Here is a 25,286-nt window from a genome sequence, read left to right on the forward strand (position 1 = left end):
ATCCTGTACAATAAAGGTATAAGGAAATGCATGTAAATTACAGGAAACAGGCAGGTTGATGAAATATGTCCAATCAAACAAAACCTCCAGCTTATGGAGGGCAGGCAGTTGTCGAAGGTGTCATGTTCGGAGGTAAGAAGAACTATGTGACAGCGATTCGGCGAAAGGACCAGTCCATTGAGTTTTTGAAGCTTCCCCGGACCTCCAATAAACGAACCGCCTTTCTCAAGAAAATCCCCTTTGTCAGGGGTGTTGCTGCACTTGTTGAAGCAAGCGCAAACGGCAGTAAGCACTTAAACTTCTCCAGTGAGCGATATGACTTAGATCCTTCTGAAGATCATACTCTTGAAAAAGAACAAAAAGGCTCAAAATTATCCATGATTTTCGGCATTGCTGTGATCGGAGTTCTCTCTCTTCTCTTTAGTAAATTTGTCTTTACCCTGGTACCTGTCTTTTTAGCAGAGCTTGTGCGTCCCATCTTTTCAGGGAATTTCGCACAAATCGCAGTGGAAACATTCTTTAAATTGGTCCTTTTATTAGGCTATATTTACTTTATTTCCATGACCCCTTTAATTAAAAGAGTATTTCAATATCATGGGGCAGAACATAAAGTCATAAACTGCTATGAACAGAACCTTGACATCACAGTGGAAAATGTCCAAAAGCAATCCCGTCTGCATTATCGATGCGGCAGCAGCTTTATTTTATTCACTGTCATTGTTGGAATGTTCGTCTATTTACTCGTACCGACAGATCCTTTATGGGTGAGAGTTCTGAACCGCTTGGCGCTCATTCCGGTTGTTCTGGGCATTTCATTTGAAGTGCTTCAGCTCACGAACAAACTCCGAGAAGTGCCTGTACTTAAAGTGCTTGGCTATCCTGGCCTTTGGCTGCAATTGCTTACAACAAAAGAACCTTCTGACGATCAAGTCGAGGTAGCCATTGCAAGTTTTAATGAACTTCTTCGTTTAGAGGAAGCATCTCTAAAACAAGCGTCAGATTCTGCTCATCAAGTGATCTAACTTATAAATCCGGTAAATTCCTTCGGAGGTGGACAGTTATGAATCGCCGAGTACATCCTGCTTTTACCATTATTTTCGCTTTAGGTGTTTTGGGATTTGTGTACTTACTCACAACGAACCCAGGCAGACTTTTTACAATGCTGCTGTCTGTTGTGATCATTGGAGCGGCCCTATTTTTCCTATTTAGATGGCTGATGAATCGAAGAACTGGAACAGAAGGCAATCTTTATCGCAAAGCAGTAAAACAATCAAAACGTCGCTACCAGCAGCCTAAACCAAAAACGAAAAGCCAGATGAAAAACCGGGTCACTCATTTGCGAAGCGTGCCGACTGACCACAAGTCTAAGCCCGTCCTTCTCAAAAAGAAAAGCCAAACACATTTGACTGTGATTGAAGGCAAGAAAAACAAAAAGAAGAATCGCGCCTTATTTTAAAATGTCCAGCTTTTTAAAAATTGCTCGGCCTTCTGTCTACCTAGATCGACGAGCGCCTTTTTCTTTTCTGTCATGAGTTGAAAATCAGTGGCAATGACGTGTTCTACAGGAATAAAAATAATATGACGTTCGTGTTTTGTGGCGATATGTCTTTCGTCATGAGCACCACGCATCGTTTCAAAAAGAGCGCCAAACAGTTCAAACGCATTGCGGATGGAGTGTTGTGGGCGTTCTTTTTCGTTTGGCGTTAATGTGACACCGACGAACGGTCTTTTTTTCTCTTCAGCAAACAGCCAAATTGGAAAATTGCTAAGCACTCCTCCATCTACAATGGTACAAATGCCTTTTGAAGACTTCAGTTTGACAGGTTCGAAAAAATACGGCAGGCTGCAGCTCATTCGAATGGCCCTCGCCACGGAAAACCGCTCTGGATTCAAGCCATATGAAGGAAGGTCGTCTGGCAGTACGAGGATTTTTCCATTCGTTAAATCGGACGCAACAATTTTCAGCGAATCTTTTTTGAGGTCTCCAAACACGGTGACCCCTTTTCGTTTTAGCACATCAGTCAGCCATTTTTCCAGCCGGTCTCCTTTATAAAGACCAAGACGCCAGTAAATGGATACCCACCTAAGCATTTTGAACGGGATGAATTGACATCTTCTATCAAGCAATTGATGCTCATCCATTTCATCTAAAAGCTCCCGAATTTCCTGGCTTGTAAAACCTGCTGCGATGAGTGAAGCAATGATTGCTCCAGCACTTGTACCAGCAAGACGGACAAATTGAAATCCTCTCGCTTCAAGCGCTTCATAGGCACCAGCAAGCGCTGCCCCCTTAATGCCTCCACCTGAGAACACACCATCTATCTTCATCAAGGAGCCCCCTTTGATTTCACGCTAATAATAGTGTAGGAGCATTTGCTTTCAATTAGAACTTTAATCAAAAAGGACACCCATGCTAAGGGTGTCCTTTTTGATTAAGATTCTTGATTTGTTTGTTCGTTTTTCTTTTGAATCGCTTTCAGCTGAACAGATCGCTCATCGTTTTCTTCAAAAAATTGAACGAGATCGCCGATGCGGTCAATGCTGTTCCAGCTGAGATGATGTTCAATGCCTTCTACATCATCATAAATTTTCTCTTCATCTACACCAATGATTCTTAAAAATTGCTCCAGCAGTTCATGTCTGTATACGAGACGTTTTCCAATTTTTTTGCCTTTCGGGGTTAAAATTAGACCACGATACTTCTCATAAATGAGGTATTCATCTTTATCTAGCTTCTGAACCATTTTTGTTACAGAGGAGGGATGGACAGCGAGTGCTTCTGCAATATCAGAGACTCTGGCATATCCTTTTTCTTCTATCAGCATATAAATTTGTTCAATGTAATCTTCCATACTAGGTGTAGTCATAAAACCCCTCCATAATGCACCTTTACTTAATAATCAACCCAATTCTACACCATCGTTCATTAAAAAACAAGGAGTGTCCATCGTCTTAACGCTTGTAATTCCAATCATCTGAGGCATATTTCGTTTTGGCGAGATGATGGACAAACGCTAATTCTTCATCTGTCAGCTCATAAGATTCAAGCTCAATATTTAATCCTTTTTCAAATCCTCTTTTAAACGCAACACGCGCATCGTCTATCGTACAAGTTCGGTCTGAGATTTCATTGATGGCAACCGCTTTGTTTTTAAAGCTTCGCTGCATCCGCTCTCTTACCCGGTCGTTAGGATAAAGGAACAAATCGAATAATTTATCCTCATCAAGGTCAATTAAAATAGATCCATGCTGGAGGATGACACCTTTTTGTCTCGTCTGAGCACTGCCCGCTACCTTTCTGCCTTCTACAACAAGCTCGTACCAAGAAGGGGCATCAAAGCATACAGAAGATCTTGGATTCTTTAAGCTTTCCTTTTCTTTATCTGTACGAGGAATGGCAAAATACGCATCGAGTCCCAGCTCTTTAAATCCTTCTAAAATGCCTTCTGAAATGACGCGGTACGCCTCTGTCACCGTTGCTGGCATTTCTGGATGTTCCTCTGACACAATCACGCTGTAGGTCAGCTCCTGGTCATGTAGTACTCCTCGTCCTCCGGTTGGTCTGCGGACAAATCCAAGACCATAGCGCTTGACAGCTTCTAGGTTGATTTCTTTTTCAACGTTCTGAAAATACCCAACAGATAATGTCGCCGGATCCCATCCATAAAAGCGGATAACAGGCGGAATGAGCTTCTCACTATGCCAATAAAGCAAGGCTTCGTCCATTGCCATGTTAAAGGCAGGGTCTTGGTTTCCTGAATCAATGAAACACCATTTCTCTTTTTGCATATAAAATCCCTTCTCTTTTACGTAGTCAATGTTAGATGATGGTGGTGACCACCGGTTTTCTCTCTTCATCAGTCTATCAAATAGGAACGGAATTGAAAATAATTCTTACCATTTATGATGACAAGTTTCTTATGCTTTACTATAATAGTATTTGTCTAAAACGTACCATCAGACAGGCTACTGTGCTGATGCTCAAGAAGGAGTCGAGTTGTATTGTCAATGTTCAACTATATCGTCCTCTCACTTTGTGGACTTTTTGTTCTTTATTCCATCGGCAGCTACATTTATCAGCAGCGCATTATGAAAACGCTGACGGAAGCAGAATTTATTAAAGGTTACCGCAAAGCCCAGCTCATTGATGTGAGAGAGCCAAATGAGTTTGAAGGCGGACATATTTTAGGGGCAAGAAATATCCCTCTTTCCCAACTAAAGCAGCGCAAAAATGAAATACGTCCTGACAAGCCTGTTTACCTCTATTGCCAAAATAACTTTAGAAGCGGAAAAGCAGCCCAAACTTTACGTAAAAATGGCTGCCGTGAGATTTATAATTTAAAAGGCGGCTTTAAAAAATGGGGCGGCCGCATTAAAACGAAGAACTAACAAAAAAGACTCTGGGAGCATGATTCCCCCTGAGTCTTTTTTCTTTATTTTCTTTCAAAAACGAGAACGGGATTCCGAGCGGCCTTTGTTTCGTCCATACGTTTCACGACGGTTGTATGCGGCGCTTCCTGCACCACTTCAGGATTCTCTTCTGCTTCTTTCGCAATTTGAATCATTGCTTCGATGAATGCATCAAGTGTTTCTTTTGATTCTGTTTCGGTCGGTTCAATCATGATACATTCCTCTACATTGAGCGGGAAGTAGATCGTTGGCGGATGGTAGCCGAAATCAAGTAATCGTTTGGCAATATCCAGTGTCCGCACACCTAATTTTTTCTGACGTTTACCTGAAAGGACAAATTCATGCTTACAGTGACGATCAAACGGCAAATCATAATGAGCACTTAAGCGGCGCATCATATAGTTCGCATTTAACACGGCATTATCGGTTACAGCCTTTAAGCCGTCTGGCCCCATAGAGCGGATGTACGCATAGGCTCTGACGTTAATGCCAAAGTTGCCATAGAATGGCTTCACGCGCCCGATTGATTCCGGACGGTCATATTCAAAGTAAAAACGACCTTCCTTCTTTACAAGCACCGGCTTTGGCAAATACGGAATTAAATCTTTTTTAACGCCAACTGGACCTGAACCAGGACCTCCGCCTCCGTGTGGGCCTGTAAAGGTTTTATGAAGATTTAAGTGGACAACATCAAATCCCATATCTCCTGGTCTTGCTCTACTTAAAACCGCATTCAAGTTGGCTCCGTCATAATAAAGTTTACCGCCAGCTCCATGAACGATTTCAGCCATTTCTAAAATGTTTTCTTCAAAGAGGCCAAGTGTATTCGGGTTTGTAAGCATTAAAGCAGCTGTTTCTTCATTAACAACGCGGCGTAAATCTTCTAAATCAACAAGCCCGTTTTCATCAGATGCGACAGTAATGGTTTCAAATCCAGCGACTGTCGCAGATGCCGGGTTCGTTCCATGAGCAGAATCAGGCACAATGACTTTTGTACGCTGATGATCTCCTCTTGCTTCATGGTACGCACGGATCATCATGAGTCCCGTCCACTCGCCATGTGCTCCTGCCGCAGGCTGTAATGTCACAGCGTCCATCCCCGTAATTTCTTCAAGATGTTCACCTAGATCGTATAGTAATTCCAATGCACCTTGTACAGTGTCTGCCTCTTGTAGTGGATGGACCTGCGAGAAACCTGCAAGGCGTGCAACCTTTTCATTAATCTTTGGATTATATTTCATCGTACAAGAGCCAAGAGGATAAAATCCAGAATCGACCCCATGATTGCGTCTTGATAATGCTGTATAATGACGCATAATATCAAGCTCAGATACTTCAGGAAGCTCAGCATCCTCATCACGGATGTACGTCTTATCAAATAAAGACGGGATCTCCTGTTCAGGTACATCTAAATCAGGCAGGCTGTACCCAATTCTTCCTTCTTTAGATAATTCAAAAATAAGCGGCTGATCTTGTTTATTCATGGCGATCCCCCAATTCCTTGATAAACGTATCAATTTCTTCTTTTGTTCTCAGCTCTGTCACGGCTACAAGCATGTGCTGCTCAAGCTCTGGGTAGTCTAGCCCTAAGTCGTAGCCGCCGATGATTCCTTTTTCAAGCAATCGTTTATTGGCTTCTTTCACAGGCTCCTGTAACTTGATCACAAATTCATTAAAATGAGCCCCTTCTACATCCGCCTGCAGTCCATATTTTTCTGCCTGCGTCTTGGCATAATGGGCTTTTTGCACGTTTTGATAGGCGATGTCTTTTATGCCTGTTTTCCCTAGTGCCGTCATGGCAACAGAAGCAGCTAGCGCATTTAATGCTTGGTTCGAGCAAATATTTGACGTCGCTTTATCTCTTCGAATGTGCTGCTCACGCGCTTGAAGAGTCAGGACAAATCCACGAACACCATTTTCATCTTCTGTCTGCCCGACTAAACGACCTGGCACTTTTCTCATCAACTTTTTCGTCACAGCAAAATATCCGCAGTGAGGTCCGCCAAATGCCGCCGGGATACCGAACGGCTGCGCATCACCAACGACAATGTCTGCCCCAAGTTTACCAGGCGGCGTCAATAGCCCGAGTGCGAGGGGATTGCTAGAGACAATGAACAGGCTTTTTCCTTTATGTGCAATGGGTTCAATGTCTTTTAACGGCTCGACGACACCAAAAAAGTTTGGATATTGCACGAGAACTGCTGCTGTATCATCGCAGACGGCCTTTTCCAGTGCAGCTAAATCTGTCTGCCCTTTTTTCGCAGGCACTTCAACAACTTCAATGTTTTGTCCTTTGGCGTATGTTTTCAGCACCGCTCTTGATTCAGGGTGAACCGTTTCAGAAACCACCACTTTTTTCTTCTTTGTGTGTCCCGCAGCAAGCATTGCCGCTTCTGCTAGTGCCGTCCCGCCATCATACATTGAGGAATTGGCTAGATCCATACCAGTCAGCTCAGCAATCATTGTTTGAAATTCAAAGATCGCTTGCAATTCACCTTGCGAAATCTCCGGCTGATAAGGTGTATACGCTGTATAAAATTCAGAGCGTGAGATAACATGATCGACAATGACAGGCTGGTAATGATCATATACACCAGCACCAAGAAACGATGCATAGGAAACTGTATCCTTATTCTTTGCAGCTAGCCGGGATAATTCCCTGACAAGCGCTGTTTCAGATGCGGCTTCTTTGATGTTGTATGCTCCTTTGAATCTCACCTTCTCTGGGATATCTGAAAAAAGCTCATCAATCGACTGAACGCCGATGACATCCAGCATTTCTTTCTGATCTTGCTCTGTTTGCGGCAAATATCTGTGCTTCATCCTCTATTCCCCCTCGTTATTTGGTTCTTTTATAAAATGGTGTTGTGACGATTTTGGCTTTTAGACGTTTTTTGCGAACTTGTACTTCCACCTCTGCCCCAAGCTCCGCTTCTGAGGTTTCGATCAAAGCAAGCCCGACATTTTTCTTTAATGTTGGGGATTGAGTGCCCGTTGTGACAAACCCAACCTGCTTTTCTCCTGAAAAGACTGGATAATCTGTACGCGGAATCCCTTTTTCAATCATTTCAATGCCGACAAGCTTTCGCTTCAGTCCCTCTTCTTTTTGTTTTTTAAGTGCTGCTTTTCCGATAAAATCAGCTTCTTTATCCGTTTTGACAGCAAAACCAATTCCGCCTTCTAATGGAGAAATATCCTTTGTCAGCTCCTGGCCATAAAGCGGAAGCCTTGCTTCAAATCTCAAGGTATCACGTGCACCGAGTCCGCACGGTATTAATCCTTTTGGCTGCCCCGCTTCTAATAAAGCGGACCAAAGGTCGACCGCATCTTCTGACTGGCAGTAGATTTCAAAGCCATCTTCCCCTGTGTAACCTGTTCTAGAAACGAGCACTTCTTTATTTGCGACCTCAGCTTTTGATAAAAACGTAAAAGGTTTAAGCGATGTCACCTCTTCATCCGCCACCTCTTTGATGATGTCAGCAGCAAGAGGTCCTTGAAGCGCTAGCAAGGCGGTTTGATCAGATATATTTTTGATCAATACGTCATCCTTCTCTTGGTGCTTCAAAAGCCAATCCACGTCTTTATCGATATTTGATGCGTTGATGACAAGTAAATAGTGGTTCTTTTCTTTTTGGTAGACGAGCAGGTCATCTACCGTTCCGCCATCTTCATAACACATGGCTGTATATAGTGCCTTACCGTCTGTCAGCTTAGACACATCATTGGTTAATAACCTTTGTAAAAAAGGAAGGGCATCTTGACCTTTGACGTCCACCTCACCCATGTGAGACACATCAAAAAGCCCTGCTTTTGTTCGAACAGCTTCATGTTCTTCTTTAATGGAAGAAAATTGGACAGGTAATTCCCAGCCCCCGAAGTCAATGGTTTTTGCGCCAAACGTTTCATACGCATGAAAAAGCGGTGTTCGTTTCAACATCAATCGTTTCCCCCTTTTTTTAGTGCAAATGCAAGCTGAATTTTCAGAAAAAAATCACAGCAAAAAAGGACAGAGCGCTCCCTTTTATCAAAAAGAGGTCTCTGTCCTTGCACCTGAAAGTTTACAGCACAACATCATTGTGCGTTTTCCCCTTTGGTGGTTTGCTAAAACGATCAGCAAACACTCTCCAGAGTTGCGTCCGGTAAGAGTACTTTTGCCTGAGAGATTCACTGAATCATTCAGCTTGCTCCTTCGGCGCCTGCCAGTGCAAAATAACCGCCAAGTCTCTCCCCATACCATCATCCGCTCATATTTTTCACATTTATTGGACATACTATCAAAATGGGTGGCTTATTTTCTAGATCACTTATCAACATCCTACCATTAGAAATGGATGGAGAGCAACAGAAAAATCATTAACATTTTTAAAATAACCTTTCGATATCGTTCGCTTTTATTCATATATCTAGTCTTTTAGAGACCTCTTAAAAAATGAAGCGTTTAAAAACAGAACAATTTATCAGACCCTACTAGAAAGGCAGGCGACCACATTGAATATTCAAACGATTTTTGATCAGGAATGGGCAAATGAATTTCAGCAGCGGCTTTCATCAGACGGCCCCTGGGCGAACTGGGATATGTATCGATTAGCGACGCAGGTTCAAAAAGTCACAGCCATTGATTCATTCGAGGGGCTGCAAGCTCCTGCGCACCTGCCTGCATTCACACCTTTACAGCACCAGCTCGAAGTAGCCAGAAGAGTCGTAGAAGAAATGAATGGGAAAGCCATTCTAGCAGATGAAGTGGGACTGGGAAAAACCGTGGAAGCAGGACTCATTATCAAAGAATACATGATTCGTGGACTTGCCAAAAAAATTCTTATTCTCGTCCCCGCCTCCCTTGTATCTCAGTGGGTACAGGAGCTGCGGACGAAATTTTATATTGATGCTGTTGAACAAAAAAAGAGCTATGTGTGGGAGCAGTGCGACGTAGTCGTTTCTTCCATTGACACAGCCAAAAGACAGCCGCATCGAGACACGATTTTATCGATTGCCTACGATATGGTCATTATCGATGAAGCACACAAACTGAAAAACAATAAAACGAAAAACTATGAATTTGTGAGAAACCTGAATAAGAAGTTCTGTCTGCTGCTGACAGCGACACCTATTCAAAACCGGATCGGAGAAATATTTAATCTCGTTTCCCTTCTGAAGCCGGGCCACCTAGGAAATGAACATCAATTTAAAGATATCTTTGCCAAAAAGGACTTGCAGCTTGAAGACCATGACCGATTAAAACAGCTCGTCAATAAAGTGATGATTCGAAACCGAAGACAAGACACAGGCATCGAGTGGACAAAACGGCATGTCAAAACGATTTCCATTGATTTTTCTCCGACAGAACAAGCATTGTATGATGAAATCTGCAAGCTGAAAGAGAATCCGTCTTATACAAAGCATATGTTTTCCATTATGACCTTGGAACGAGAATGCTGTTCAAGCCGTGAGGCAGTTTATATGACGATTAAAAAAATGCAGGAAGAAGAAAAGCATATTCTCGGCTCTTCTGCTATAGCGCAAATCATGGAGAAAATCAATCAAGTGGAGCAAAACTCAAAGGCGCTTGAAGTGGTCAAACTCATTCAACAGTTAAATGAAAAAGTCATTATTTTCACCGAATACCGCGCAACACAAATTTATTTACAATGGTTTCTACAGCAAAATGGCATTAGCTCCGTGCCATTTCGTGGCGGCTTTAAGCGGGGTAAAAAAGATTGGATGAAAGATTTATTTAGAGAACGGGCGCAAGTGTTAATTGCTACAGAAGCTGGCGGCGAAGGGATCAACCTTCAGTTTTGTAATCAAATCATTAACTACGACCTCCCGTGGAACCCGATGCGTTTAGAACAGAGAATCGGACGTATCCACCGCCTTGGCCAAGAACGAGATGTCCACATTTACAATATGGCAACAAACGGAACAGTTGAAGAGCATATTTTAAAGCTTTTATATGAAAAAATTCAGCTGTTCGAAAACGTCATAGGCGATTTAGATGATATTTTAACGAGAATTGATATTGAAGAAGTCGAAACAGAGTTGCATCAAATTCTCTTCCAGCATGAATCTGATGGAGACATGAAAAAGAAATTAACCCAATTTGCTTCTTATTTAACTGAAGCACAAACACCACTTTTAGAAAAGAGACAGCAGGGCTCATAAAGGAGAGTTGATCAATGGAGCAGCATGACATTCACACCTTTCTTCTCCGTTTTTTCAAGGCGAATCAATGCAGCATATTAGAAGAAAGTGCAGGACATATGACCGTACAGCTGACAATCGAAATGGATAAATTGATTATGAACCGTCCTTTTTATTGGCACTGGCTTGAAAAAACTGGCGGTGTACCTGAACCGCGGCAATTGACTTTCATCACAGATCAAAAAAAAGCGGGTGATACGGTCAGTGGTGAATTCATCCATTTCGGCTCCCCCCGGTTATTTCAAATATTTGAGGCGGTCAAACAACAGGGCCGTTTTATCCGGCTTTATGAACGAGTCAGCCCGCTCACGAACAATCAGATCGCACTTGAGCCATGGCTTGGTCTCAATGTAAAAATTTCTTACCTTGCAGACCGGAAGAAGGATAAGCTTTTATCATTAGGACTCCATCTTATACGCGGAGAAGTCATTGAACAATTTCAAGAAAAGCTGGAAGCTCGCGAGCTGTCATCTCAAATTCCCGATTATTGTTTTACGATGAGTACAATGATTAAGCCAGAAAGCGGAATCAAACGGCTCTACAGCCTTATGGAACGTTATGCCCATGAGGAGCCCGACGACTGGGCAGTGCGAGCCGTTCAAAAATGGAAAGAAGACTCCGAACTTTTAAACCAATTTTATGAAGGGACTTCAGACACATCTGTAGAATATGAAATAGAAAGGCAAGCACTCAAAACTTTATACGAACCAAAAATCAGTCTTACGATTGAAAATGGCGGACTTTTTTACTTACAGCAAAAAAGAGGAGGTTGACCCATAGTCCCCTCCCCTTTTATGTGACTTACAATTTTCGATCAGTCTAAAGCTAAGTTTGTCTGTTTGTATTGGGCGGAAACATGACGCAAGCAAACTATGAGGTCTTACCACCTATGTCTTTCCATTTCATGCGTTAAGTGCCTGAAATACATGATTCAGTATTTTAGGAGGGTATTTGTATGGAAAAGAAAACGAACAAATTAGACAGTGAATGGGTTCAATTATTACGTGAAGCTCGCAAGGCAGGACTAACAGTTGAAGAAGTCCGTCATTTCCTCAAATCAAATGAAAAGTCCTCTGAGTCTCCCCCTCTGGTAAGAAGTCATTCTATCAAACCTTTCTGAATGTGCTATAATATCGAAAGGAAGGTGATGACATTGATTGGCCAGCGTATTAAACAATACCGCAATGAAAAAGGCTACTCACTATCAGAACTGGCCGAAAAGGCTGGGGTAGCGAAGTCTTATTTAAGCTCAATAGAAAGAAACTTGCAAACAAACCCCTCCATTCAATTTCTTGAAAAAGTCTCCGCTGTTCTGGACGTCTCGGTTCATACACTTTTAAACGAAAAAGATGAAACCGAATACGATGGTCAATTAGATAGTGAATGGGAAAAACTAGTTCGAGATGCAATGACATCAGGGGTTTCGAAAAAGCAATTTCGTGAATTTTTAGATTATCAAATCTGGAGAAAAAAGCAAGAAGAGGAGTAAAGCGCACGTTTTAGCGCATACTCCTCCAATTGCTATGCAGATCTTGATATCAGCCTAAAGACTGGCTTTATTTTTTATCTTCGCTGTGTGCTTTTTCGTTTTCTTTCACGTAGCCTTTTTCATCCGTATGCTTTTTTGGATTGATCGTTAAACCATTCCACTGAGTCGCTTCGAAGGAAAGATCAATTTGAATCGCATCGCCTTGGTATTTATTTTGGATATAGTGACCAGCTTTATCCTTCGTCTGGTCATTGATAAATTCAATGGTCATTTCCACTTTATCGTAATCAAACGGATTCTTTGGAATGCCGTCATACTCTGGAGCCACTGTTCCATCAACAGTTGCTACATTAATTTTCCCACTTTCATGTAAAAACTTCTCATCGACGGCATGACGAAGCTTTTCAAATGCGGTCTGATCCTGTTTTGACGTTAATTGATGCAAGTCAAGCAGGTTTGCATGGTCTAAAATAATGTTTTTCGGATAACCATTTCCACCTTCGGCTCCAACCGTCAGAACACTCACCTGAAACTGACTGAGAAATTCTTCAGCTGTATTCTTACCGCCATTCTTCGCGGAAGATCCATCTGTAAACTGGCTATAATCAAGACTCATCAGCACTTGGTTTATCGCTAGTGATCCCTTATTATCAAAATGAAATTCTTTCTTGATCCGATCACCAGGTTTTAAGTTCGAAAGGTTGATGGCGCCGGAGTTCTCTTTAGCAGATAAATCCAGCTCTCCTGTCGAGTAGACCGCATTTGCCTTTTCAAAATCATTAAACGCCGCCCATGTTCCCCCGCCGATTAATGCAAGACCTAAAGCCCCTGATAATACACCTAAACGAATTGATTTCTTCATTGCCATGAATAATAAACCCCCTAATATTTTGTTTTATTGAAACCTGATTAGGTTACAAACGATTTAAGCTTGTTCCTCTGACATATGTACATCAGCCGTGTGTCTACGGTGTTTCGCTGCGCCCACAAAATGAATGGTTGAATAAACAAGCAGCATGACACCCGGTATAATAAGGAGCAAAGCAGTTCCAGCTGATGTCCCTGCATACGAAAGAAGCTTTCCTGCATAAGGAATGTTCACTCCCATATACTGCGCAGTCACCTGATCCGCTTTTACCAGCGTGCCGTCCTGATACATATTATTGTCACCCTTCGTCTCAAACGCTTTATTTGCATCCTTTCCCTTCACCCCAACAATTCGGTGGGTCACAAAGGACTGATCCTGCTTTGTTTGGAACGTAATAATATCTCCTTTTTTGAGCGTCTCAGGTGAGGCGACCTGCTTTACAACAATCAGTGACCCAGCTGAAAATTCTGGTTCCATCGAACCTGATAATACTTGCTTCAATTGATAACCGAAAATCTGAGGTTCTCCTCCTGTTGTTCTTGATGACAACACGACAATAATTGAGGCTATCATCACCGTGAACACCACCACATAAAGAATACTCCCAGACATCTTCATCCATTTTTTCATGATCCCTTCTCCCCTTCGCCTATCATTTCTCGATTTAAAAGACAGCTCCATTTAGGACGCCTTTTCTTGACACTTTGAGAGCACCATCTGTTTAGACCAAAAGTACGCCTGATCAGATGCGCCAAATCCTTTAGGATAAAAGATTTTAAATGCATAGATTCCATTTGTTTTTGCTTTATCTGTCGTGACAGTCGCTGTTTCTTGCGACAATAGGGACTTTATGGAGCCCTTTTCAAGAATATGACCATCTTGTAATGGCTCCTGACCATTTCCCACTTTATGTAATTCCCACTTCCATTCAGAGTACGCAATAGGCTGTCCACTATTTTTTAGTGTCATGCTCAGCCTTTGAGGTGCGCAGACTGTTCCTTCGATCATCGTTTGATCCACAAGCTCCAATTGACTTTGATCCCATTTTTTAGGCTGACAATGCTGATCTGTCTGTTCAAAGTTTTCACATGTTTTCATAACAAAATTTTTGTGCTCGACATCGTTAAAAGAGGCATTCGTTGGTGTCATGAGGAAAGATGTCAACATCAAACAAATGGCACAAAAAAGGACAAAGAGCGACTGTTTCATTAATCCCTTCAACTCCTTGAACGGTTGTTCTTTAAAAAGAACGATTATATACAGTATAAGGAAATACCTATAAAACCCAAAACGTCAAATTAGTTCATTTTGTTCTTAAACAAGAACAATTGCGAGAAAATTCTTCCATTTTCTCATTCTTTCGCCATATTCAATATTTTTTTGTGTGACATTTGTACTTCTTAAAACTTACATAAAAATGTAGGATTTGGTCAGGATATGAAGAGGTGAGGTGATGTTAAGTGAAATATGGAAAAATCATAATCATGCTCAGTTTACTGCTGAGTCCTATGATGCTAGACGTCAAACCTGTGGATGCGAGAGGTTTGACTGCCGCCACAGACCAATGGGAAATGCGAGCAGTCAAAGAAGCTAAAAAAAGATACCCGCTAACGCAAGTCTTATTTAAACAAAAAGTATGGGACCGCCACCGCGATAAGGAATCTGTAAAACAGTATCATATTACGTTAAAAGACCATACAAAGGAATTTGGGGTGTTTGTCACCATTTCCTATAATCCTTACTCAAATAAGGTGAATAAAGTGATTGTTGTGGAGGAATACAACTAAAATGGCATAAAAAAACCGCCTGCTGGCGGCTTTTTACTTTCGTCGTTGTCGCTGACGTTTTTTAAGCATCATGGAGAAGCCAAACGGCAGAACCCCAAATAATCGCTGTGAAAACGGCGGTTTTGTTTCCATTTTTTCTTGTTTGTGTTCCTTCCGTTCGTCTCGTGGTGTATTCATATATTTAATGATTTCCTGCGTCATATATTTTACATAGTCATTTGTTTTCAAGCAAATTCACCTCTTCTTCCTTCAAGTGTTACCAGAAAGAGGATGATTTTATACACTGGCTAATCAGGGTTTGCCCATCTCATGATTTCACCGGTCTTCCAATCCAGCATCAGCTCCCGCTCATCGGATAAGCCATCCTTTGTTTTCACCCTCACCAAAGCGAGGACACGTTTTTTCTGTTGATCGCATTTCATCTGCTTCAGTGTCACATGCCCTTCTTCTGTATCAATATAGATCTTCTGCTTTTCACAAATGCGTTTTACTGAGCTGGCAGCTTCACTCACACCCACCCTAAAAAGCTGCTGTTTTTTATAAAAAGAAATCGTGAGCTCTGCACTTCTCAGCTCTTTTTGAAAGCCCATCGTTATCGCTCCTAGGATCAAGAGAAAAAATAGGATCACAGCAAGCACATGCGGATAGATAAACCCTTCCTCTCTTTTCACGATTTAAGAACCACCCCTTTATATGTGAAAAAAACGGCTTCATGAACCTTACCAGATCCATCTGTGACTTTCAGGATGGCTCTATGCTGACTCGTTCTCACCTGAAATTGTTTCACCTTGTGCAATAAAGGAAGATGTCCAGCTTGATCCGTACGTTTTCGAAGCATCTCTTGATATGGCTCAATCGTTACCACTCGCCCTTGATCAGATACATACTCTAACGCATTACCTCCTTGCACCGATCGAACTGCCGTTGCACGGCTTAATTCCTCATCTAATTGCAGGACAGTTTGTTTCCACTCCATTTGTGAAAATCGGTTAATCTCTTCAAAAGGAAGGGCTTTCTCAGCTGTTGAAAAGATCAGTACACAGCCAAAAGAGAGGAACAAAAATAGCTGCAATTGCCACAAAGCCTGGACAAGGGTAAAACCTTGTTCACCGTTCCGCAAAGCATATCGTCTGCTTTTTTTGCAATTTGTATGATACACATCCCTTCTCTTTACTCCAATTGAATACATATGTGTTGTCGCCTCGCTTCTTTTTGACAGAAGATTTTTTACCTTCTATGAACGCTTCATTCATCTGTTCATGCAAGATTTGGTAAGCATCGAGTTTGGCTCTTACTTCCTTTTTCCCCATCATGATTTTTTCATAGGCCGGCATAATCACAACGGATGCAAATAGGAAGATATGACAAGCAAACAGCGTTTCAATCGTACTAAACCCTCTATTGCTTTTGAACATGGATTCGCCCGCTTCCTAAATAAATCGTGAGTTTATACGTTTGACTGCCAAATTCGACAATGAGAGATCCACCGCTGCTTGGATGTCCGTTTTCATTAAAATAGATACCTTGCGAGAATGTAGAAGTCTTGATGCTGCCCTTTTTATGCTGATAAGAAGCAATGACTTCGTTACTCTTTTGATCTATTACCTGATAAGATACATGCGGCGGTTGGATCTCAACATGCACACGTGTTTTTTTGATAAATGCAGTATATGATGCCAATTGAAGATCTTGTTTCATGAGGTTTACTTGTCTTTTGGCTTCAGCGCTTACTATTAAATTTGGGATTTTCATTCCTATGATCGACAATAGAATCGATAGAACTAGTAAGATCATTAGCTGCTCTATGAGGGTAAAACCCTTCTCATGTAAAAGTAATTTATTCATGCTTCACGTTGCCGTTTTGAATGACAATCGCCTTTCCATTAGGACAGGTTAATCCCTTTTTAACATAACCTTCTTTTTCTAACTCAGCTAAAGATGGCGTCTTCCCATCATGCTCCAATTCATACGCCATCACTTGTGTGCTGACCATTGATTTGAGCCCTTCACAGCCCTTTGCTTGAATTGCTTGGTGATGACGTGTGATATTCGGTATGGTAATGAGTAAAAGAATGGATATCACGAGCATGACAATTAACATTTCTAACAGGGTAAACCCTTTATCATTCATGTCTTTGTCCTCCTTCTTACACTTGCTCCATTAGTTGATACATTGGTAAAAGAATAGATAAATATACGATGAGTATAAGAAGTGCCGTCACACCATAGATCACCGGCTGCAGCCAAGACATCCATTTTTCAATTTTCAGCTCTGCATTCTCTAATAGAAATTGGCTGTACGTGTACATTTCTCTTGCTAGCATCCCGCTTGCTTCACCATGTTTGATGATGGCTGCAAAATGTTTTTCGAAAAAAGGACTCTCACTTACTTGATGTGCCATGCTTTCTCCTTTTCTTAACTCATCCATCATTTGTTCACCTATTTCTTGAAGAAAAGGTAAGTAGCTTTGCTGTTTAAAAGCTTGCAAACCCTCGTACATCGATAATCCAGCCTGAAGCAGTCCGCTTAGCTGAAGAGAAAAAAGGTATGTATGCATCAGCTGCATCCCTTTATATAAAAAAGGCAGCTTACTCATCACCCTCAATTTCTCAAGCGTCGACTTTTTCCTAAAAAACAAAGCATAATAGCCGGTAAGACAAATACACAGACAACTGGTGATGAGCAGAAAAGCATGAAGGAATTGAAACATTCCAAACATTCCTTGAATCAGCCAAGACATGCGGGTATCCATCGATGAGTACAAAACAGAAAATTGAGGAATGATCATATTCTGAACGAGTATCAGCACGACCAAAACCGTGAAGATGAGGAAGAGCGGGTAACGCAACATGCGTTTAAACGTGTCTAACTGCTTGACTTTTTTCTCTAAAAAACGGGCGCTTTGTTCTAAAGCACGGGCTAGACTGCCATGCTTCTCAGAAAAACATAGTATGGCGATGACTTCCCGCTGAAAATGGAGTCGCTCGAGCACCACATAAAAAGGCTCGCCTTCGTGCAGCCACTGAATACCTAGTTTTAATTGCTGCCGCTGTTGTTTTGATAACTGGATATTCACCATCACTAATGCCTCAATCAATGTATATCCAGCCTGAATTAATTGAGACAGTTTTGATAGGCATTCAGCTTGGTCCTTTTTAGACCATACTTTAGAGGCTCGCTTCTTCATAAACCCAGCGATGGTAAGTGTTTTTTGATAAATAGCCGAGTGCCACTCCTTTACGAATTAATCTTTGCAGTGTTTCATATGACGAGTGAGCATATTCTCCTTTAGCCTCCTTGATACACTCACCAAGCTCTTTTCCGAATAGCAGTTCAAATACATTTGTTCGTCTGATCGGTCGATTTAATTTACAGTAAAGCTGACATGTTTCTCCGCAAAAAGGACAGGTGAGCTCGATTAATCGCTGGGCAGCAATCGCAACCATCGTTTGCTCAAGTTCATTCATCGTGACACCAAATTCAAGCATACGATAAAGGGCTCCTTTTGCATTTTTTGCATGGAGCGTACTCAATACTAAATGGCCTGTCAGTGCTGCTCTAATCGCCGTTCTGGCCGTTTCAGCATCTCTTATTTCTCCTAGCACAATCATATCTGGATCATGTCTTAAAATAGCGCGTAATCCTGCGGCATATGTGATGCCGGCTTTTTCATTTACTTGAACCTGTAACACTTCTTCATTTCTTGTTTCCACAGGATCTTCAAGCGTAATAATATTTCGGTTGAAATTCTTTTTTGCAAACTGGATCAGTGAATAGAGGGTTGTTGTTTTCCCCGAATTGGTTGGACCGGTAAATAAAATAAGCCCATGCGAATGCTTCAAAAATGACAATAACCTGGCTGAAGCTTTCGGAAATAGTGACAGGTGTTTTATTTTCGGAACATGATCCTGCGGCAATATTCTAATCACTAAACTCTCATCATTTACAGTTGGTAAGGTAGACATTCGAATAAACACCTGGCCGCTTCTTAGCACCACAGCTAATGACCCATTTTGCGGTCTCCTTTTTTCCCCGATATCCATAGAAGATAAAAATTTAAAATGAGCAATGAGCCGCTCACCGGTTTTTTTATCAATGGTTCGCTGCTGGATTAAATCTGAGTCTACGCGGAAAGATACCATCGCTTCCTTTTCTTTTGGGACAATGTGCAGATCAGATGCTCTCATGCGGCATGCTTCTTCTAGCAGCTCTTGCCTTAAATATTCAATCCCATACAAGTGGATCACTCCTTTCATTGATCACATTCTAGAATGGAGGAACCTGAATGACAAAAGAGCATTTTATGATTTTCATGACTAATAAAGCATGAAAACCCTCAACTCAAGATGCATCACATCATTTTTTAGAAAAGAGCATATAAAAAAACCTGACTTTTACAAGTGCAGGTTTCTTCGTCATGATGTGGCTTCTTGCTGCTGCTCTTCAAAAATGCGAAATCCTCTTTTTTCTAAAGCTTTTGCAAGGCTGTGTTCTGTATTTACTTTTGAGAAATCAATGCCGAGTTTCACTACAGTTTGAGCGATCTCTGGGCGAATGCCTGATATAATCGTCTCAATTCCTAATAGCTTCGCACTATCGACCACTTTAAACAGCTGATAAGCAACCATCGTATCAACAACAGGAACGCCAGATATATCAATAAATAAGTGCGTTAGACGCAGTCTTGAAGCCTGTTCTAGCACGGATTCCAAAATGATTTTAGCCCGGTACGTATCGATTTCTCCGATCAATGGCAAAATCCCGATTTCCTTTGATACTGGAATAACAGGGGCACTCAGTTCTTGAATCATCTCTCTTTGTGCATTGAGCTGACTGAGTGTGACGCGGTCATATTCTTCTGATAAACGCTCAATCATATCATCAAATGTGGCGTGAAAATGCTGATTCCACTGACACACGTCTTGCAGCGTCACTTCAAGCTCTGTTTCTTGGGTGAATGTCTCAATTCTCGAACAGAAAATGTGGCGGAAGATCTTAAATTGTCCAATGATTTCATATAACGGCACCTCGTGCACTGCTCGATCACGAGCAATATCAACAGACCACTTTTTCAAATGGTTTTCTACTTTGTCTGACAGTGTCACCAGTGTTGCTGCAATGGTTTGAATAAACGCTGTGTTCTGTTCCTTCAGCTTCTTTTCCGTTTCCTCTGAAGCATGTGTAGAATATAATGAGCCTTCTTCTGTTCTTGTCTTTAGCCATTCTTCGGTCATGACAGGGGCTTCTTTTAGGATAAATTCGTATAATTGCTTTGATTTTTCATTTCTCATTTACTTCTTTCGCTCCTTTTGCACTTAAAACTCGTGACATACAATTTTTATGTATAAATGACCGTAGATGGTGAACAATATCATTACACGTTTGATATTGGGCTATAGCCAAGTGGTAAGGCAATGGACTTTGACTCCGTGATCGTTGGTTCGAACCCAGCTAGCCCAGTTCAGCACAAAAACGAAGACGGCTGAAGCATGTTTCAGCTGATCTTCGTTTTTTATTAGGAAACTGATTGATGAATCGCTTTCTTTTTTGATATTTTCATGAGTTCTCCTGGATTATAACCAACTACTAATTTATTTCCATCAATGATGATTGGTCTTCGGAGCAGTTTTGGTTTTTCAATGAGAAGCTGCAAAACCTCGTTTACTTTTAAGTCATTAATATTTAAATTTAAGCTTTTAAAAGCTTGACTTCGTGTGGCTAAAATTTCATCCATTCCTTCTGTTGTTAAAGAAAGAATCTTTTTTAATTCATCTAGAGTTGGCGTTTCTCTGAAAAGGTGACGCTCTTTAAAATCAATTTGATTCGCCTTTAACCAATGTTTTGTTTTGCGGCAAGACGTGCAGCTCGGGTATGAATAAAAAGTAATGTCACTCATTAGTCTTCCTCCTTAGGTCGTTAACCTTTTCTCTTATGGAGTAAGTACCCTCATGTTTTTCGACATAAACACTTTTTCATCATTTTTTCAAAAAAATTTTTTCTACATTCAAAATAAATTGTTCACACGTTGTCAAAAATGTAAATGTTTACATAACAAGTGGTGATCAGCTATAATATGAATCAAAGGGGTTTTTTAAGGGGAGGGAAAGAAATGAATCGCATGTTCCGCGTGCTTGGCTTTTGGACGGGTATTTTTGCTGTCATGTTCTATTTAGGACATATGAAAGATGCATCGCTGCTGTTCTTCGGTCAAACCGTTCTTTTTGTATTTTTATCCTACTTGAATTTATCCGAAAGAATGTATATTTACATTTTCGGAGCGTACTTGACGATTTTCTTTGCCGGATTTACATATTATTCGATTTTCATCATGGTTCCCGGTACCGGACATTAATTGAAAAAAGCATCTCTTCTAAAGAGATGCTTTTTTCATGCCTGCAATTAAAGAGAAAAACCATTAATAAACGGATTTTGCTCCTGCTCTGTCAGCACAGTGGTTTCCCCGCCATGCCCGCTTAAAACAAGAGTTGATTCTGGCAATGACAATAATTTATGATGGATTGATTGAAGCAGCACTTCCTGACTGCCGCCTATTAAATCTGTTCTCCCAATGCCGCCTTCAAATAGCGTGTCACCAGAAATAACAAAGCCCTCTTCCGCCGAATAGTAAGACACACTGCCAGGTGAATGCCCGGGTGTATGGAACATTTCTAATGTAAACGACCCAATTTGAAGCGTTCCTTCTGTCGTAATCAATTTTTCAGCTTCATTGACCGTAATTCCATTTCCAATCAATCGAGCTGAACCGTTTAATTCAGCGTTCGTGAGCCATTCTTTTTCATTTTCGTGTACATACAGCGGCACTCCCCACTCTTCGCGTACCTCATCTGCCGCACCAATATGATCAAAATGAGCATGTGTCAATAAGACAGCAAGCGGTTTGAGCTGTTTTTCTTTTACATAGGAAATCAGCTTTTGCGCTTCGCCGCCTGGATCAAAAATTAAGCATTCTCCCTGCTCGTTTTTCCAAATATATGCGTTCGCTTGTACATAGCCTAGTGGCATTCTTCTCCAATTCATTTTCATCACCTACTTTAATCATTCTTTTTTATTATGAAGGCTTTTCAATAAAAATTCAAACAATCGTCAACTGGAATCTACTCGACAAGCTTTATGAAAACGGTTAAAATGAAAAGAAAGGAAATCAAGGGGATTGATGACAAAGGGGGACTTTCACATGATGCTCGTCATTATTTTTGGTCTAGTCACGATTTTAGCTGCGCTCGGTATCTATCGCTCACTAAAAAAAGTGAACGTACTTGCCATCGCTTTTGCTGGCGCTACATTTTTGGTTTTTGGATGGTTCACTGTCATGACCATCATCTATAGCGGTTATCCAACTGCACATTAAAAGCCTGCATATAGCAGGCTTCAGATTGTTGACAAAGGGCTAAAATGATCTTGATTTTAGCCCTTTGTCTTCTTTTCAGCGTGATAGAAAACCTTTGCAGTCTAGGAAGGACGAGCACCGGAGCGGAGCGAATTTGACATTCGTGAGCACCGGAGCGCAGACCTGACACCGAATGCGAGGGTTTGTCTACACGCTGAAAGCCTGCTTATAGCAGGCTTTTTTATTGATTTAAATGCTTATTCACGCTTTCTAATTTGCTTGTAAGCGTTGTGGTTTGATCCCGCCTGTCATCGATGCGAATATTGGTCGCTACTCGGTGCAATCCCTTTTCAAAAGGGGCTTCATGAATGCGCTGAATGACCTCAAATAAAATGGATAATTCGCCTTCAATTAACGTATTCATCGGTGTTAATTGATATTTGATTTTCCCTTCTTGTTGAAAGCCTTCTAAAATTCTTTGTACATCTGCTACGTAAGCACTGACACTTGGTGTTTCAGTACCTATCGGAATGATGGTGACGTCTGCTATAGCCATCGTTTTTCCCCTTTCAATCAAATTCTCATGTTTTCTCGTCCTCATTGTAACCTATCTTCAATCAATCATGCCATGCTCACGTTGCGTTTACGGCAGGTTTGTCTCGTTCTATCGTCAAATCCGCCCTCTCTACCTTTCCGATCTTTGTAAACAAAAGCAGGCATATACCTGAAACAGCTTCAATGATGCCGCCAGCCGCAATGACATACCCAGACCCAAACAGTGTTGCCATATAACCGCCAATGAGGGCGCCTAAAGGAATCATCAAGAAGGAAATCATGTTGATAATCGCGTACACTTGCGGCTGATCCTCTGCCTTTACTGACAATTGAATCATCGTATGTTCGGGTACGTTAACTGCACTAATGGCTGCTCCTAAAGCAAAAGCTGATATAAACACAAGTGGTAACAATGCGTTCATACCTGTGATGAAGAAGGCGATTCCATCAACAATCCCAGCACCTATAAAGAGCAATCCATACCGATTCACTTTTATCTTTGTCAAAACAAACCCCATCAAAAAGGCGCCTAGTGCGGTTGTGACTTTGATGAATGAATAGACGACCGGTCCACTATGTAAGTCTTCAGTTAAATAAATAACAGACAATGCTTCCCATGGTGCCGCAGCAAAGTTTGAGCAGACACAAAAAATGGCTAACGGAAACAAAATATGATGGCTTCTAACAAGTGAAAAACCTCGAATTAATCTTTTGCCATAAGATAATCCTTTTTTGGCTTTATCGATGATGGCTTCTGTTTGATATGAAATCATGAACACCAATAAAGCGGACAAAAGATAAAGAGGAATGATCACAAGCATTGTATAGCCTACGCCTACAAATGCAATCATGACACCACAAATCGTTACCGTCACAAGTCTTACGACATGACTTGCTGATTGGATGGTTGCATTCGCTTTTTGTATGAGATCCTCATGGACAAGCTTTGGAATAATCGATACAGATGCCGGTTCGTAGGAGCCTCCTGTCGCCGAATGAAGCAGCATGCAGCCAATGATGAGGACTAATGGTGTGAAACCATAAAAGTAACTAACCACGATCACAAGGATAATCGCTCCTCGTGTTAAATCAGCAAAGCACATCCAAAATTTCAATTGATGCGGCTTCATCATGGGCGTAATAAATGGTCCAACAATCGCTTGAGGGACAAAGCTGACCGCAATAAAAAAAGCTGTCCCTATTGCTCCTTTCCCTCCTAGTACCAAAAGCCATAAGATGGTGTTGAAAGATAAACTATCAGCTGTAATTTTGCACATTTTAGAAACAAATAGATAAGTAAAATTTCTTTTCCACAGGCTTTGAGCACTCAATAGTCGACATCTCCCTAAATCATATCCTTTTTTTTACATCCATATCTTTCACAATAGCTTACAAGAAAGCCTTCGTCAATTACTTCAACATTGTTTTTATTGACCATAAGCAATTTATTGTTGCTCCAATATGAAAAAGCACCAGACAGGTGCTTTTAACACTTACACGCTTCCCACAAAAGCCGCTTTGTTTTTTCATAAATCGAATCAAATTGATCCATGGAAAGAGGATTTTTCCCTAGACCAAGCTCAACTGTATAGCCCTCATTATGAAATTGATAAATAAACCAATCGCGATAGCCTGCATAGCTGTCGAGATATTGGATCGGTTTGTAGCCGCTCACTTGTTCGAATCGTTTGACCATTTCTTTTGAGATGGCTGGCTCATGGCCAAGAAAACCCCAATAAATCTCTTCTCCTTGTGTATGAAGGGCAATCAGCCGGTCAAATCGTTTTCGCAGCGCAAGATTTGCCATCGCTTTCGCTTCTGGTTCTGTTAATGGCTCGCGCCCAGGATAATCCCGGTAGGACGGTGCCTTCGACTGATGACGATAGTACTCGATCTCCCAATAAGCAGGGAATTGATTGTTTAAATCCACCCCTCGAATATTTGCTTTCCATTCCCGGTAATCGGAATATCCACCATTTAGCAGTGTGAATTCTTCACGATGAAGACCTAGTGACTCCGGTCCATTACGAACCAAATTCACTCCATCTGGATTGACCATTGGCACGATGGATAAAGCGGTGGTCTGCAGAATATGAACCGCTTCATAATGTCTTGCCTGCACAGGGTCAGACGCTGCTAAGCAAAGCGATTTCAACCATTTTAATAAAACAGACGTCGTGATCCATTCATTTGCATGAAATGAGGCATTGAGATGAATAGAATGTAAATGCTGAACAGGCTCTGTTCGGATTTCATAAATAGGTGTATCAAGCACTGAATGGCCAATGACGCTGATATGAAGAAAAGGAAATACGGCTTTCAAGCGGCTCAGCTCTTCTTCTAATTGAGCGCTATCATATTCAAATATTCCATTGATCCAATCATCGGATTTCTGCAGTCTGTAAGGCGCAATAAATCTCTGCACATCACCGATGGAATCAAATACATGGACTCCTTCTGGAAGTCTATATCCCGGTAAAAGAAGGTCATCAGTGCTTGTTTGATTAGATAAATGAAAAGCAGCTTTGCCAATACCAAGCTGCTTTGCCACAGCATCCCTCTCCGCTTCATCCAGCTGCCATTCAATTTTTCCAAACGACGTTGTCTTCATTTACATCCCTCCTCTCATA

Annotated in this window: 33 protein-coding genes, 1 tRNA gene and 2 riboswitches; of the genes, 11 read left to right on the forward strand and 23 right to left on the reverse strand. The window is 41.4% G+C overall.

The window, feature by feature from the left end; genetic code table 11:
* The first annotated feature begins 65 nt into the window (after positions 1 to 65).
* Complete coding sequence (locus AC3WTB_RS12280) at positions 66 to 1,022, forward strand: DUF1385 domain-containing protein (protein WP_039179902.1); 957 nt, start codon at positions 66 to 68, stop codon at positions 1,020 to 1,022.
* A 38-nt stretch (positions 1,023 to 1,060) separates the two neighbouring features.
* Positions 1,061 to 1,456 carry an SA1362 family protein gene (locus tag AC3WTB_RS12285; RefSeq protein ID WP_039179905.1) on the forward strand — a complete coding sequence of 132 codons (396 nt, stop codon included), beginning with the start codon at positions 1,061 to 1,063 and terminating at the stop codon, positions 1,454 to 1,456.
* Here AC3WTB_RS12285 and AC3WTB_RS12290 read toward each other — a convergent pair.
* From AC3WTB_RS12290 to AC3WTB_RS12300, 3 genes are all read right to left on the reverse strand, one after another.
* Positions 1,453 to 2,328 carry a patatin-like phospholipase family protein gene (locus tag AC3WTB_RS12290; RefSeq protein WP_047202281.1) on the reverse strand — a complete coding sequence of 292 codons (876 nt, stop codon included), beginning with the start codon at positions 2,326 to 2,328 and terminating at the stop codon, positions 1,453 to 1,455. The two genes, AC3WTB_RS12285 and AC3WTB_RS12290, sit on opposite strands and share 4 nt — an antisense overlap.
* A gap of 104 nt (positions 2,329 to 2,432) precedes the next feature.
* Positions 2,433 to 2,867 (reverse strand): transcriptional regulator MntR, encoded by a 435-nt coding sequence (gene mntR, locus AC3WTB_RS12295; protein WP_003215946.1) that lies wholly within the window; start codon positions 2,865 to 2,867, stop codon positions 2,433 to 2,435.
* An 85-nt stretch (positions 2,868 to 2,952) separates the two neighbouring features.
* The gene (locus AC3WTB_RS12300) at positions 2,953 to 3,789 is read right to left on the reverse strand and encodes a lipoate--protein ligase family protein (protein WP_144490306.1); all 837 of its coding nucleotides are present in this window, start codon (positions 3,787 to 3,789) and stop codon (positions 2,953 to 2,955) included.
* Between the two features lie 219 nt (positions 3,790 to 4,008).
* On the opposite strand from AC3WTB_RS12300, the gene AC3WTB_RS12305 reads away from it, so the two are divergent.
* Positions 4,009 to 4,389: a rhodanese-like domain-containing protein gene (locus AC3WTB_RS12305; protein ID WP_039183198.1), complete on the forward strand. Its 381-nt coding sequence runs from the start codon at positions 4,009 to 4,011 to the stop codon at positions 4,387 to 4,389.
* 44 nt (positions 4,390 to 4,433) lie between these two features.
* Here the strand turns inward: AC3WTB_RS12305 and gcvPB are convergent, their stop codons facing one another.
* From gcvPB to gcvT, 3 genes are read right to left on the reverse strand one after another with little or no spacing between them, the layout of a single operon-like run.
* Positions 4,434 to 5,894 carry an aminomethyl-transferring glycine dehydrogenase subunit GcvPB gene (gcvPB, locus tag AC3WTB_RS12310; protein WP_039179914.1) on the reverse strand — a complete coding sequence of 487 codons (1,461 nt, stop codon included), beginning with the start codon at positions 5,892 to 5,894 and terminating at the stop codon, positions 4,434 to 4,436.
* A complete protein-coding gene (gene gcvPA / locus AC3WTB_RS12315) occupies positions 5,887 to 7,233 on the reverse strand; it encodes an aminomethyl-transferring glycine dehydrogenase subunit GcvPA (protein ID WP_041086157.1) in 1,347 nt (448 codons plus the stop codon). Before gcvPA ends, gcvPB begins: the two co-directional genes overlap by 8 nt.
* Positions 7,234 to 7,249: 16 nt before the next feature.
* Positions 7,250 to 8,347, reverse strand: coding sequence for a glycine cleavage system aminomethyltransferase GcvT (gene gcvT, locus AC3WTB_RS12320; RefSeq protein ID WP_338591686.1), 1,098 nt, complete (start codon positions 8,345 to 8,347; stop codon positions 7,250 to 7,252).
* 99 nt (positions 8,348 to 8,446) lie between these two features.
* A riboswitch (glycine riboswitch) is annotated at positions 8,447 to 8,540 on the reverse strand.
* A gap of 3 nt (positions 8,541 to 8,543) precedes the next feature.
* Positions 8,544 to 8,650, reverse strand: a riboswitch (glycine riboswitch).
* Positions 8,651 to 8,898: 248 nt separating this feature from the next.
* Between gcvT and AC3WTB_RS12325 the strand changes: the two genes are divergently transcribed.
* The 4 genes from AC3WTB_RS12325 to sinR all read left to right on the forward strand — a co-directional run bounded on the left by AC3WTB_RS12325 (position 8,899) and on the right by sinR (position 12,097).
* On the forward strand, positions 8,899 to 10,569 hold the full coding sequence (locus tag AC3WTB_RS12325) for a DEAD/DEAH box helicase (RefSeq protein WP_058839090.1): 1,671 nt from the start codon (positions 8,899 to 8,901) through the stop codon (positions 10,567 to 10,569).
* Between the two features lie 14 nt (positions 10,570 to 10,583).
* Positions 10,584 to 11,381 (forward strand): YqhG family protein, encoded by a 798-nt coding sequence (locus AC3WTB_RS12330; RefSeq protein WP_039179926.1) that lies wholly within the window; start codon positions 10,584 to 10,586, stop codon positions 11,379 to 11,381.
* A 182-nt stretch (positions 11,382 to 11,563) separates the two neighbouring features.
* The gene (locus AC3WTB_RS12335; RefSeq protein WP_073206269.1) at positions 11,564 to 11,728 is read left to right on the forward strand and encodes an anti-repressor SinI family protein; all 165 of its coding nucleotides are present in this window, start codon (positions 11,564 to 11,566) and stop codon (positions 11,726 to 11,728) included.
* A gap of 33 nt (positions 11,729 to 11,761) precedes the next feature.
* Positions 11,762 to 12,097, forward strand: a complete 336-nt coding sequence (gene sinR, locus AC3WTB_RS12340) for a transcriptional regulator SinR (RefSeq protein ID WP_024422969.1) — start codon at positions 11,762 to 11,764, stop codon at positions 12,095 to 12,097.
* A gap of 67 nt (positions 12,098 to 12,164) precedes the next feature.
* Here the strand turns inward: sinR and tasA are convergent, their stop codons facing one another.
* From tasA to tapA, 3 genes are read right to left on the reverse strand one after another with little or no spacing between them, the layout of a single operon-like run.
* Positions 12,165 to 12,965: a biofilm matrix protein TasA gene (gene tasA / locus AC3WTB_RS12345; RefSeq protein WP_039179929.1), complete on the reverse strand. Its 801-nt coding sequence runs from the start codon at positions 12,963 to 12,965 to the stop codon at positions 12,165 to 12,167.
* Between the two features lie 57 nt (positions 12,966 to 13,022).
* Entirely contained in the window at positions 13,023 to 13,595 is a 573-nt protein-coding gene (gene sipW, locus AC3WTB_RS12350; RefSeq protein WP_047202287.1) for a signal peptidase I SipW, read from the reverse strand.
* A gap of 51 nt (positions 13,596 to 13,646) precedes the next feature.
* On the reverse strand, positions 13,647 to 14,174 hold the full coding sequence (gene tapA / locus AC3WTB_RS12355) for an amyloid fiber anchoring/assembly protein TapA (RefSeq protein WP_151284417.1): 528 nt from the start codon (positions 14,172 to 14,174) through the stop codon (positions 13,647 to 13,649).
* A gap of 299 nt (positions 14,175 to 14,473) precedes the next feature.
* On the opposite strand from tapA, the gene AC3WTB_RS12360 reads away from it, so the two are divergent.
* Complete coding sequence (locus AC3WTB_RS12360; protein ID WP_064497648.1) at positions 14,474 to 14,752, forward strand: DUF3889 domain-containing protein; 279 nt, start codon at positions 14,474 to 14,476, stop codon at positions 14,750 to 14,752.
* 33 nt (positions 14,753 to 14,785) lie between these two features.
* Here AC3WTB_RS12360 and AC3WTB_RS12365 read toward each other — a convergent pair whose 3' ends face one another.
* From AC3WTB_RS12365 to AC3WTB_RS12405, 9 genes are all read right to left on the reverse strand, one after another.
* The gene (locus AC3WTB_RS12365) at positions 14,786 to 14,980 is read right to left on the reverse strand and encodes a YqzE family protein (RefSeq protein WP_330545301.1); all 195 of its coding nucleotides are present in this window, start codon (positions 14,978 to 14,980) and stop codon (positions 14,786 to 14,788) included.
* A gap of 59 nt (positions 14,981 to 15,039) precedes the next feature.
* Positions 15,040 to 15,423, reverse strand: coding sequence for a hypothetical protein (locus AC3WTB_RS12370; protein ID WP_492333772.1), 384 nt, complete (start codon positions 15,421 to 15,423; stop codon positions 15,040 to 15,042).
* Positions 15,420 to 15,872 carry a competence type IV pilus minor pilin ComGF gene (gene comGF / locus AC3WTB_RS12375; protein WP_492333773.1) on the reverse strand — a complete coding sequence of 151 codons (453 nt, stop codon included), beginning with the start codon at positions 15,870 to 15,872 and terminating at the stop codon, positions 15,420 to 15,422. The genes AC3WTB_RS12370 and comGF overlap by 4 nt, the downstream gene beginning before the upstream one ends.
* A complete protein-coding gene (gene comGE, locus AC3WTB_RS12380) occupies positions 15,859 to 16,167 on the reverse strand; it encodes a competence type IV pilus minor pilin ComGE (protein ID WP_126681598.1) in 309 nt (102 codons plus the stop codon). The genes comGF and comGE overlap by 14 nt, the downstream gene beginning before the upstream one ends.
* Positions 16,151 to 16,597, reverse strand: coding sequence for a competence type IV pilus minor pilin ComGD (gene comGD / locus AC3WTB_RS12385; RefSeq protein ID WP_126681597.1), 447 nt, complete (start codon positions 16,595 to 16,597; stop codon positions 16,151 to 16,153). Before comGD ends, comGE begins: the two co-directional genes overlap by 17 nt.
* Positions 16,590 to 16,883 (reverse strand): competence type IV pilus major pilin ComGC, encoded by a 294-nt coding sequence (gene comGC, locus AC3WTB_RS12390; RefSeq protein WP_024422977.1) that lies wholly within the window; start codon positions 16,881 to 16,883, stop codon positions 16,590 to 16,592. The genes comGD and comGC overlap by 8 nt, the downstream gene beginning before the upstream one ends.
* 16 nt (positions 16,884 to 16,899) lie before the next feature.
* Positions 16,900 to 17,940: a competence type IV pilus assembly protein ComGB gene (gene comGB / locus AC3WTB_RS12395; RefSeq protein ID WP_492333774.1), complete on the reverse strand. Its 1,041-nt coding sequence runs from the start codon at positions 17,938 to 17,940 to the stop codon at positions 16,900 to 16,902.
* Complete coding sequence (gene comGA / locus AC3WTB_RS12400) at positions 17,921 to 18,991, reverse strand: competence type IV pilus ATPase ComGA (protein ID WP_492333775.1); 1,071 nt, start codon at positions 18,989 to 18,991, stop codon at positions 17,921 to 17,923. Before comGA ends, comGB begins: the two co-directional genes overlap by 20 nt.
* 177 nt (positions 18,992 to 19,168) lie before the next feature.
* Positions 19,169 to 20,044 (reverse strand): STAS domain-containing protein, encoded by an 876-nt coding sequence (locus AC3WTB_RS12405; RefSeq protein ID WP_492333776.1) that lies wholly within the window; start codon positions 20,042 to 20,044, stop codon positions 19,169 to 19,171.
* A 98-nt stretch (positions 20,045 to 20,142) separates the two neighbouring features.
* On the opposite strand from AC3WTB_RS12405, the gene AC3WTB_RS12410 reads away from it, so the two are divergent.
* Positions 20,143 to 20,213 (forward strand) — tRNA-Gln (locus AC3WTB_RS12410).
* Between the two features lie 55 nt (positions 20,214 to 20,268).
* On the opposite strand, the gene AC3WTB_RS12415 is transcribed toward AC3WTB_RS12410, so the two are convergent.
* Positions 20,269 to 20,649, reverse strand: a complete 381-nt coding sequence (locus AC3WTB_RS12415) for a Spx/MgsR family RNA polymerase-binding regulatory protein (protein ID WP_007501232.1) — start codon at positions 20,647 to 20,649, stop codon at positions 20,269 to 20,271.
* A 213-nt stretch (positions 20,650 to 20,862) separates the two neighbouring features.
* Here AC3WTB_RS12415 and AC3WTB_RS12420 point away from each other — a divergent pair, with 213 nt between their 5' ends.
* The gene (locus tag AC3WTB_RS12420; protein ID WP_003217440.1) at positions 20,863 to 21,105 is read left to right on the forward strand and encodes a DUF2626 domain-containing protein; all 243 of its coding nucleotides are present in this window, start codon (positions 20,863 to 20,865) and stop codon (positions 21,103 to 21,105) included.
* A gap of 47 nt (positions 21,106 to 21,152) precedes the next feature.
* On the opposite strand, the gene AC3WTB_RS12425 is transcribed toward AC3WTB_RS12420, so the two are convergent.
* Positions 21,153 to 21,791, reverse strand: a complete 639-nt coding sequence (locus AC3WTB_RS12425) for an MBL fold metallo-hydrolase (RefSeq protein WP_492333777.1) — start codon at positions 21,789 to 21,791, stop codon at positions 21,153 to 21,155.
* Positions 21,792 to 21,948: 157 nt separating this feature from the next.
* Here AC3WTB_RS12425 and AC3WTB_RS12430 point away from each other — a divergent pair, with 157 nt between their 5' ends.
* The gene (locus AC3WTB_RS12430) at positions 21,949 to 22,122 is read left to right on the forward strand and encodes a DUF2759 domain-containing protein (RefSeq protein WP_003217333.1); all 174 of its coding nucleotides are present in this window, start codon (positions 21,949 to 21,951) and stop codon (positions 22,120 to 22,122) included.
* Positions 22,123 to 22,342: 220 nt separating this feature from the next.
* Here AC3WTB_RS12430 and AC3WTB_RS12435 read toward each other — a convergent pair whose 3' ends face one another.
* From AC3WTB_RS12435 to AC3WTB_RS12445, 3 genes are all read right to left on the reverse strand, one after another.
* Positions 22,343 to 22,657, reverse strand: a complete 315-nt coding sequence (locus tag AC3WTB_RS12435) for an MTH1187 family thiamine-binding protein (RefSeq protein WP_034319597.1) — start codon at positions 22,655 to 22,657, stop codon at positions 22,343 to 22,345.
* 76 nt (positions 22,658 to 22,733) lie between these two features.
* Complete coding sequence (locus AC3WTB_RS12440; protein ID WP_047202298.1) at positions 22,734 to 23,987, reverse strand: MFS transporter; 1,254 nt, start codon at positions 23,985 to 23,987, stop codon at positions 22,734 to 22,736.
* 155 nt (positions 23,988 to 24,142) lie between these two features.
* Complete coding sequence (locus AC3WTB_RS12445) at positions 24,143 to 25,267, reverse strand: M14 family metallopeptidase (protein WP_268474006.1); 1,125 nt, start codon at positions 25,265 to 25,267, stop codon at positions 24,143 to 24,145.
* Positions 25,268 to 25,286 lie beyond the last annotated feature (19 nt).

The organism is Bacillus sp. EB106-04-04-XG123 (assembly GCF_058791855.1).